The following is an 8,973-nucleotide window of genomic DNA, read 5'->3' on the forward strand; positions in this document are numbered from 1 at the left end:
GCGGAGAGACGCAGATCCCCCAGGTCAGGTCAACAAACAGTCACGCCCCTCACACGCTCCCACCCCCCCGCTGGGGGGGCTACCCCCCCCCCACCCCCTCCCCCCCCCCCCCCCGACGCCGTTCGATGACGACCCGCAACACCCCTGAACGGCACCCCGGCACCGCCCGGCTTGGGCGACCGGACAGAATGGGAGTGTGTCGGACCTCCCCCGTAAAGCGCTGAGCCGGACTGCGAAACTCGCCAGCCTGCCCCTGGGCGCTGCGGGCCGGGCCACGGTCGGGCTGGGCAAGCGGATCGGCGGTGCGCCGGCCGAGGCCGTGCTCGCCGAGTTCCAGCGCCGGACCGCCGAGCAGCTGTTCTCCGTCCTGGGTGAGCTCAAGGGCGGCGCGATGAAGTTCGGGCAGATGCTGAGCCTGATGGAAGCCGCGATGCCGGAGGAGCTGGCAGCGCCGTACCGGGCCACGCTGACCAAGCTGCAGGACTCCGCACCACCGATGCCGATGTCGACCGTGGACACGATCCTGTCCCGGGAGCTCGGCAAGCGCTGGCGGGACCGGTTCACCGAGTTCAACGACAAGCCGGCCGCCGCGGCGTCGATCGGCCAGGTGCACCGAGGCACGCTGAAGGACGGCCGCGAGGTCGCGGTCAAGCTGCAGTACCCGGGTGCCGCCGAGGCGCTGCGCGCCGACCTGAAGCAGCTCGGCCGGTTCGCCCGCACGTTCGGCACGATCGTGCCCGGCCTGGACATGAAGCCACTGGTCGCGGAGCTGCAGGAGCGGATCGGCGAGGAGCTCGACTACGACCGCGAGTCCCAGGCCCAGCAGCAGTACGCCAACGCGTTCACCGACCACCCGGAGTTCGTCGTACCGCGGGTCATCAAGCATTCCCCGACCGTCATCGTGTCGGAGTGGATCGAGGGCCGGCCGCTGTCGTCGTTCATCGCCGACGGCACCAAGGAGGAGCGCGACGAGATCGGGCTCAAGTACGCCCGCTTCCTGTTCAGCGGTCCCAAGTACGCCGGTCTGCTGCACTCGGACCCGCATCCCGGCAACTTCCGGGTGCTGGCCGACGGACGGCTCGGCGTCGTCGACTTCGGCCTGTGCGCCCGGCTGCCCGAGGGCCTACCGCCGGCGATCGGGCGGCTGCTGCGGCTCTCGCTCACCGGCGACGGTCCGGCGATCCACGACGGGCTGGTGGACGAAGGGTTCATCAAGCCGCGGATGGAGATCGATCCCGAGCAGCTGATGGACTACCTGGCGCCGTTCGCGGAGCCCGCCCGCGAGGACACGTTCCAGTTCAACCGGGAGTGGATGCGCGCGCAGGCGAACCGGACCAGCGACTTCCGCTCCCCGAACGCCACGCTGGCCTTCAAACTCAACCTGCCGCCGTCCTACCTGCTGATCCATCGGGTCTGGATCGGCGGCATGGCGGTGCTGTCCCAGCTGGAGGCGGAGGCACCGTTCCGTTCGGTGCTCGAGGAGCTGCTGCCCGGCTTCAGCGAGGCCGAAGCTCACCAGTAGACGGGGTCGAGCTTCCCCTCGATGCTGCGCACGTTCTCGCGCGCGCAGGCGTCGCAGTAGTGGAGCTTGCGGCCGTTCTCGACCGACGTGGCCCAGGTCAGCGGCACGTCCTCGGACTCGGCCTGCCGACCACACAACGCACAGATAGCACTCACCATGGCAGTAGTGTGCACCCCGTGCGCTGGCGGATCCACGAAGAACAAGAAGTCTGGTCGAATCCTTGGCTGAGCGTCCGCCGCCTGGACGTGGAGCAGCCCGACGGACGCCGGGTCGGCTACCACGCCGTCCGTCTGGCCGACGTCGCCGCCGCTGTCGTGACCGACGCCGAGAACCGGGTGCTGATGATGTGGCGGCACCGCTTCCTCACCGACACCTGGGCCTGGGAACTCCCGATGGGCATCGTGGAGGCCGGTGAGGCACCGATCGACGCCGCGGCTCGCGAGGTCGAGGAAGAGACCGGCTGGCGGCCCGGGCCGCTCGCCCACCTGATCCGCTCCCAACCGGGCGCCGGAATCATGGACGCCGTCCACCACGTCTTCCGGGCCACGACCGCGACCCGGATCGGCGAACCGACCGAGCGCAACGAGTCGGACCGGATCGAGTGGATCCCGCTGACCGCCGTACCGGCAATGATTGCGAGCGGCGAGATCGTCAGCGGGATCACGCTGGTCGGTCTGCAGCAGGCCCTGCTCCAGCTCAGGTGAGCTCGCGCGCCTCGGCGAGCAGGCCGCGGCGGTAGGCGAGCTCCGCACGCGCGAACCGGTCCGGCCCGGCGTCGTACACAGCCTTGCCAAGCTCGGATGTAAGAGCCTCCCTCGGTACGGCGTCCGCTCCGTCCGGGATGAACTTCAGCACCTCATCCAGAGCCGCAATCGCTGTGTCCACAGCGGATCTGGCCTGCGCGCCGGCCCCTTCAGCGGCCGCCTCGGTGACCCGGTCGCTGTACCAGAGGAACTCGCCCGCATCGATGATCGTCGACGGCTCCGAACCCCCGTACGCCGGACCTGTCGTCGGCTCGGCGGGGAGCGCGAACTCGAACCGGCGCGCGCGACCGCACTCGGGACAGTCGCCCTCGTAGATCGCCACCTGCTGGCCGTCCTGCTCGGCGAGGCTCATGGTCAGCTCACCGCCGGCGCCGCACTCGCACGGGTGGAGCTCGACATACAGCCCGGCTTCTTGGATTGAACGCGCCATGAACACCTGCCGAGCTTACTATTCGGCAGTGAGTGATCCGGTGGTCCGCGGAGCCGAGGCCGAGCGTGTCCGAGCCCGCGCGGCCGAGCTGTGGCCAAGCATGCTGGCCGCGCTGCAGGCAACCAGTGCGCTCGCCGACTTGGGCCGTGACGAGGTTCGCAACCACACCTTCAACTGCCGCGATCAGTACGGCCGGACTCTCAGCGTCCGACTGGACTCAGCCGGGCTGCCGACCGGCCGGACCGTGCGGGTCTTCGCCAACACCACCTCCGACAACCACGTCATCCAGCTGTCCGACCAGCTGACTCCGGAGCAGGTCGGTCCGCAGTTGGCCTGGGCGACCGCTGAGCTGATGGCGGCGCGCAGCCGCGCGGACGCCGGAGTGGCTCCGGTACGGCGGGATCTCCTCGACAGTGCCGTGGTCGGGGTCGAGGGCGACCCGGCTCAGGCCCAGCTGTCCGAACAGGATCACGCGGGTCTCGGCCGACTCGACTGGCTCGCTCAGCAGGCCTACGGCCCGGAAGCGACCGAGGCGACCATCGCGAGTCTCGCGGCGGAGATCGACGAGCTGGGACTGCGAGCGTCAGGCACGGAGGACGACGTACAGCGGCGTGCGCGAGTCTTCCGGACTCTGGTCGCAGCGCCGCGGCTCTCCCCGGAAGGCCGCCGGGCGATCCGTGAACTCGCCCCACCGATCGAGCGCCTCACGCCGGACGAGAGCCGGCCGCTTCGGGAGCAGGGTGTGGACTCGATTCGGCTCGAGCCGACGCAGCTCCTGGAGCAGGCTGAGCGGGCGGCTGACGCTCGGGATGCGCAGAGTGCGCAGACGCTGAGCGCACTCCGCGAGCAGGCGGCCGCGTTACCGCCGGGGCAGCATCCCAAGGTCCGGCTGCTGATCGGGGGCGGGGCCGCGCTGGCTGGGCGGGATCCGGACGCATTGCTCGTCGACGGTCGCGGGCGGTGGCATGTCGATCCGATTCCGGGGATCGTGCAGTCCGCGGACCAGGTTCGGCAGCTGCGCGACAGTGGACTCGGCGATCCGCACACCGTCGCCGGCCCCCGGGACCGCGTGCCGCTGGCCGCCATCCAGCTCTGGGAGGATCAGGCCGCCGTACGCGGGCCTTTGATCGACGGCCACGCCCGGCTCTCGGTCGGCCCCGACGGCCAGTTGGTCGCCGATATCGAACCCCTCGACGGGACCGCGCCGCTCCGGGTCGAGGTCGAAGGCACACCGGTGGTGGCGACCGGCGTACCGCCTGAGATCGTCCCTGGCGCCTCGCGCTGGGTCCCGACGATCCCGGAAGCCCTGAGCGCAGTTGACGAATGCCTCGCCGACGCATCCAGCCCCGAAGCCGCAGCAGCTCGGCAGGCAATCGGCGAGCTGCGCGACCAACCAGGCACAGCCGGTACGGCGCTGGGCGTGCTGCGCGCGGTTCCGGAGCTGACCGAAATCCGGGCTGCAGCTCGGGCGGCAGGCATGGTCGGCGTACCAGTGGAAGAGGCGATCACCACGCTCGAGGCGACCCGGGCCTGGGATGAGGCGCGGCAGCAGGCGCCCGGCCGGGTGCTGATCGGGGACGAGATCGGCGACGGTGACTACGACCCGCAGGCCGGTCGTCGCTGGCTGATCGCCGGGATCGGCGGCGGCGCGATCGCGAACGCCGAGATCATCCTGGCCGGGAACCCGGACGCCGAGGTGGTGATGGTCGGCACCGAGGCACCCTGGGTGCTCCAGAACGATGCGCAGTACACGGCGCTCCGGCAGTTGCACGACCGCGACGCCTCCCCCACCGCGTCCGGGCGACTCCAGACCATCCCGGGCAAGCGGCTCGGTGCGGTACAGACGGCCCAGACCGAGGACGGCCGCACGGTGGTCCGGCTGCAGGACGACCGGGGGAACCCGATCGCCGGGCGAGACGGCGAGCCGCTCGAAGGCGACGTGTACGTCGGTTGCCTCGGCCGCGTGGCGCGTACTCCGCGGGTGATGGACGACCTCGGGCGCTGGGCGGACGACGTACAGGGCTCTTTGGAGTTCAGTGCTGATCGGCAGTATCTGGGCTACAAGGTGACGTATCGCAAGGGTGCCGAGGCCGTCGAGGTGGACGTCACCGGTGCCGCGTCGCGGATGCTGCCGGCCGACCTGTTCGACGCTCAGAAAGCGGCGCTGGTCGGGGAACTGGGCCTGATCGAGACGCCGCCGGAGAGCGGGAACGTCGCCGCCGGCTTCATGGCGACCGCTCTGCAGGCCACCCACCGGGCCCGCAGCATGGAGCGCCGGACCGCGCACGGCCGCGAGTAGAGACGCCGAAGGGCGGCACCCCTTGGAGGTGCCGCCCTTCGATCATTCAGCTGGTCAGGCTGTGCCTGCCGAGCCGGTCCTCCCTACGGACCGGCCGGGCCGGCTTCTGGTGTTGGTGTTTCAGACGAGGCGGGCGAGTGCGAGGCGCGCGCGTGCGCTGGCCCTCTCAGCTCGCCGGCCGGCCCGCTCGGCCTGCTTCTGCGCCCGCTCGATGGTCTGAGCGAGGCGGAAGCGCCGGTTCTGCTCTGCGTTCTCCAAGTGAGTCCGACAATGAGCACGGGCGAGATCTTCGTGAAGTAAATGCATTTCAAGGCTCCTGTGTTCAAGCTGGTTCTTCATGGTCTGGTTGTCTCGATTCGGATCTGGGTCGTCAGGCGGCGGTCGTGGTGTCGCTCTTGCGGGGGCGTCCACGGGGACGCTTGCGGGCAACAACCACGCCCTGGACGAACAGCTGTCCACCCCACACACCCCACGGCTCCGAGCGCTCGAGCGCTCCGGCCAGGCACTCGGCCTGGAGCGGGCAGGTGGAGCAAAGAGACTTGGCGTACTCGACATCCGCCGGCGATTCGGCGAAGAAGAGTTCAGGTGCGTAGGACCGACAGGGCAGGTCCTGCGACGAGGCCACCTCGTTGAAGATGTCGAGGAAGCTCACGCTCATTCCGGTCACCTCCCAGTGACTTTCGGTGCTGCTGGTCTTTTGTCGTCGGAGACGGTCAGCGGTTGCTGGCCGCCAAACTTGGTTCTTCAATGACGCTCCTGGACAAACAAAAGGGCCGCGGGACCCTTTGTGGGTTCCGCGGCCTGGAGGTGCCGGGTCTGACTGTCTGTCAGACCGGTGGACTCCATGCTCGAGAACCCGAATTGCCGTACTTCACATCGCCGACAGCTCCGCCCGTGAACTGGACGTCACTGACAGCCATGACCACAACGGACGTGCCGTGAAGGCGCGGCGAGGCACCCGGGATCAGGGCGCACGGCAGCGCAGCTGCGATGCAGTTCGGCTTCTTGATGATGTTGACCATTTCTCCAGGCACCTCCTCTCGTTGTGGCGAAGCAAGCGTTGGCTCGATCGCTATGGTTGTTTGAAGTTTTCGGCCAGCCTTCAGCCGCAGAAAGAACAGTACGCTGAGGTCCGCGAACCCCGCAAACTATTTATTGGCAGGTTCGGGAACTTGGCCGGAAGTTGCCGCCGTGGTGGCCGGAACCAGTTGCCTGAGTCACCTATCTACCGTCGTACACACTCAACCATGCGCCCCGGCGGACCAGCGTGGCAACACCATTTCCGCAAGTTGCACGAACAGGCAATGACCCCGGCCAGCCAGCCCCAGTACGGCGTCCCGCCTAGCCAGGACGCCGTTCTGGCCTAGGTGCGGGTGCAGAGCACGAGGATCTGCTCGCCGTACTTGGTGAGTTTGGTGTGGCCGATCCCCGGGATCTTGCGGAGAGCCAGCTCATCAGACGGCCGCGTCTCGGCGATCGCGGTCAACGTGGCGTCGGTGAGGATGACGAACGCCGGCATCTTCTCCGACTCGGCCTGCTCAGTACGCCAGGCGAGCAGAGCGTCGTACAGGTCCTGGTCGATGTTGGACGGGCACGTCTCGCAGCGGCCGAGCTTGCGCGCGCCCGGGTCGATCAGGCCGCGGCCGCAGACCCGGCACTTCGGGATCGGGCGGCCGGCTCTTGCCGCACGCTCGGCCCGCTCAGCACGGTCGGTCGTCGGCTCCCAGGCCGGCTGCCGTGAGGTCCGCACACCGATCGGATCGAGGAACCGCGTCGGACCACGGGTCCCCCGGCCGCCAGGCGAGCGTGAGGTCGACCAGCTGATGAACAGCTGCTGCTTGGCTCGGGTGACGCCGACGTAGAACAGGCGGCGCTCCTCCTCCACCTGCCCCGGCGTCTGGGCGTAGGTGATCGGCAGCGTCCCCTCGTGGGCGCCGACGATGAAGACGCACTCCCACTCCAGTCCCTTGGCCGCGTGCAGTGTCGCCAGCGTGACGCCCTCGGCGACCGGAGCATGCTGGATCGCGGCCCGCCGGTCCAGCTCGGCCATCAGGTCGCTCAGCCCGGCCTCCGGGTTCGCCGTGGCGAAGTCGGACGCCATCGTGACCAGCGCGCTCAACGACTCCCAGCGGTCCCGGACCGCGCCCACACCACTCGGCGCCTCCGGGGTCCAACCAGCTCCACCCAGTACGCCGGTCACCGTCTCGAGCAGGTCGTCCGAGAGGTCACCGGCCTTGGCCTGGCCGCGCAGCAACACTGCGGCCTTCCGGATCTCGGGGCGCTCGAAGAACCGCTCGGCGCCCTTCAGCACGGTCGGGATCTTCCGCTCCGCCAGCGCCTGCTCGAAGTTCTCCGACTGCGCATTGGTCCGGAAGAGTACGGCGATGTCACGCAACTGCACGCCCTCGTCCTTCAGCCGCGTCACCGCCCGGGCCACCGCATCCGCCTCGGCGACCTCGTCGGAGTACTCGCGGTAGACCGGCGCCGGACCAGGGTCGCGCTGGGACCGCAGCGTCACGCGGCCGGGCAGCCCGGCCGGACCGGCGGCATCGAGGATCTTGTTCGCCACGTCGACGATCTGCGGCGTGGACCGGTAGTCGCGGACCAGCTTGATCACTGTCGAGTTCGGATGCCGGGAGGCGAAGCGGACCAGATTCTCCGGCTCGGCGCCGGCCCAGGAGTAGATGGTCTGGGCCGGGTCGCCGACCACGCAGACGTCCTCCCGGCCGCCGAGCCACAGGTCGAGCAGGCTCTGCTGCAGCGGGCTGACGTCCTGGTACTCGTCGACCACGAAGGTCCGGTACTGCCGGCGGATCTCGGCCGCGACCCGCTCGTCCTCGGCGAGCAGCGCCACCGCGCAGAGCAGCACGTCCTCCAGGTCGATCCGCCCGCGCTCGAGCTTGACGTCCTCGTACGACGCGAAGATCTTGCCGATCGTGGCCGGGTCGAAGGCCGCCAGCGCCCGGCCCGACTTCGGCGCGAGCCGCGCGTAGTCGTCCGGCCGCACGTTGCTGACCTTGGCCCACTCGACCTCACCGGCCAGGTCGCGCAGCGCCGGGGTGTCGACCCGGATCCGGCAGCGCGATGCCGCCTCGGTGAGCAGCGGGAACTTCCGGTCCGCGATCGGGGGCAGCTCACCGCCGTACACCTTGGGCCAGAACCAGCGCGCCTGCCGCAGTGCCGCGGAGTGGAACGTGCGCGCCTGCACACCCTCGACGCCGAGCTGCGCGAGCCGGCCGCGCATCTCCCCGGCCGCCCGCTGGGTGAAGGTCACCGCGAGCACCCGGACCGGGTCGAACGTCCCGGTCCGCACCCCGTACGCGATCCGGTGGGTGATCGCGCGCGTCTTCCCGGTCCCGGCCCCGGCCATCACCACGACCGACCCGTGGAGGGCGGTCGCGACCGCTCGCTGCTCGGGGTCGAGCGCCGCCAAGAGATCATCGGGGGCGCCGGAGCGTGTGAGGTCACTCACGGACTGGGTCATATCGGGAACAGCACCGCCTACGGCGTGGTTGGGACTCGTCGAAGGCAACCCTAGACGGGTTCCCGGACAGATTTTGCGCCCACTGGTTAAGGAGACCGTAGATGGCGGCCGTGACGATGTACTCGACCCCGTGGTGTGGCTACTGCCACCGCCTGAAGGGCCAGCTGAAGCGAGCTGGGATCGAGTTCACCGAGGTCGACATCGAGCAGGTCCCGGAGGCGGCGAAGCTGGTCGAGAAGATCAACAAGGGGAACCAGACGGTTCCGACGGTGGTCTTCGCCGACGGCACCGCGCTGACGAACCCGTCGGTGGCCCAGGTCGCGGAGAAGCTGATCGTCTAGCACCTGAACGTCCGAGCGCGGGGGGGGGGGGGGTGTGGGGGGGGGGAGGGTGTTTTTTTTTTTTTTTCCGGGGGGGGGGGTGTCGGGACGAACAGTGCACATCGGCTATTGTTCCCTTTCGTTGGTGGTGCAG

At 69.4% G+C, this 8,973-nt stretch carries 8 protein-coding genes; 4 read left to right on the forward strand and 4 right to left on the reverse strand.

Features of this window, described 5'->3' with window-relative positions; translation table 11 throughout:
• Positions 1 to 196 precede the first annotated feature (196 nt).
• Positions 197 to 1,522 carry an ABC1 kinase family protein gene (locus ACFVWG_RS34170; RefSeq protein WP_391547602.1) on the forward strand — a complete coding sequence of 442 codons (1,326 nt, stop codon included), beginning with the start codon at positions 197 to 199 and terminating at the stop codon, positions 1,520 to 1,522.
• Here the strand turns inward: ACFVWG_RS34170 and ACFVWG_RS34175 are convergent.
• Positions 1,513 to 1,680, reverse strand: coding sequence for a hypothetical protein (locus ACFVWG_RS34175; RefSeq protein WP_391547603.1), 168 nt, complete (start codon positions 1,678 to 1,680; stop codon positions 1,513 to 1,515). The genes ACFVWG_RS34170 and ACFVWG_RS34175 overlap by 10 nt on opposite strands.
• An 18-nt stretch (positions 1,681 to 1,698) precedes the next feature.
• Between ACFVWG_RS34175 and ACFVWG_RS34180 the strand changes: the two genes are divergently transcribed.
• A complete protein-coding gene (locus ACFVWG_RS34180) occupies positions 1,699 to 2,226 on the forward strand; it encodes an NUDIX hydrolase (RefSeq protein ID WP_391547604.1) in 528 nt (175 codons plus the stop codon).
• Here ACFVWG_RS34180 and ACFVWG_RS34185 read toward each other — a convergent pair.
• On the reverse strand, positions 2,219 to 2,716 hold the full coding sequence (locus ACFVWG_RS34185) for a hypothetical protein (protein WP_391547605.1): 498 nt from the start codon (positions 2,714 to 2,716) through the stop codon (positions 2,219 to 2,221). The genes ACFVWG_RS34180 and ACFVWG_RS34185 overlap by 8 nt on opposite strands.
• Before the next feature lie 28 nt (positions 2,717 to 2,744).
• On the opposite strand from ACFVWG_RS34185, the gene ACFVWG_RS34190 reads away from it, so the two are divergent.
• Positions 2,745 to 5,015, forward strand: coding sequence for a hypothetical protein (locus ACFVWG_RS34190; RefSeq protein ID WP_391547606.1), 2,271 nt, complete (start codon positions 2,745 to 2,747; stop codon positions 5,013 to 5,015).
• Positions 5,016 to 5,385: 370 nt separating this feature from the next.
• On the opposite strand, the gene ACFVWG_RS34195 is transcribed toward ACFVWG_RS34190, so the two are convergent.
• A complete protein-coding gene (locus ACFVWG_RS34195; RefSeq protein WP_132407629.1) occupies positions 5,386 to 5,673 on the reverse strand; it encodes a WhiB family transcriptional regulator in 288 nt (95 codons plus the stop codon).
• Positions 5,674 to 6,378: 705 nt separating this feature from the next.
• Positions 6,379 to 8,499 carry an ATP-dependent DNA helicase UvrD2 gene (locus tag ACFVWG_RS34200; RefSeq protein ID WP_391547607.1) on the reverse strand — a complete coding sequence of 707 codons (2,121 nt, stop codon included), beginning with the start codon at positions 8,497 to 8,499 and terminating at the stop codon, positions 6,379 to 6,381.
• Between the two features lie 101 nt (positions 8,500 to 8,600).
• Here ACFVWG_RS34200 and ACFVWG_RS34205 point away from each other — a divergent pair, with 101 nt between their 5' ends.
• Positions 8,601 to 8,840, forward strand: coding sequence for a mycoredoxin (locus ACFVWG_RS34205; protein ID WP_391547608.1), 240 nt, complete (start codon positions 8,601 to 8,603; stop codon positions 8,838 to 8,840).
• Positions 8,841 to 8,973: the final 133 nt, after the last annotated feature.

Origin of the sequence: Kribbella sp. NPDC058245, from assembly GCF_042882005.1 — a bacterium.
Classification (GTDB): Bacteria; Actinomycetota; Actinomycetes; order Propionibacteriales; family Kribbellaceae; genus Kribbella.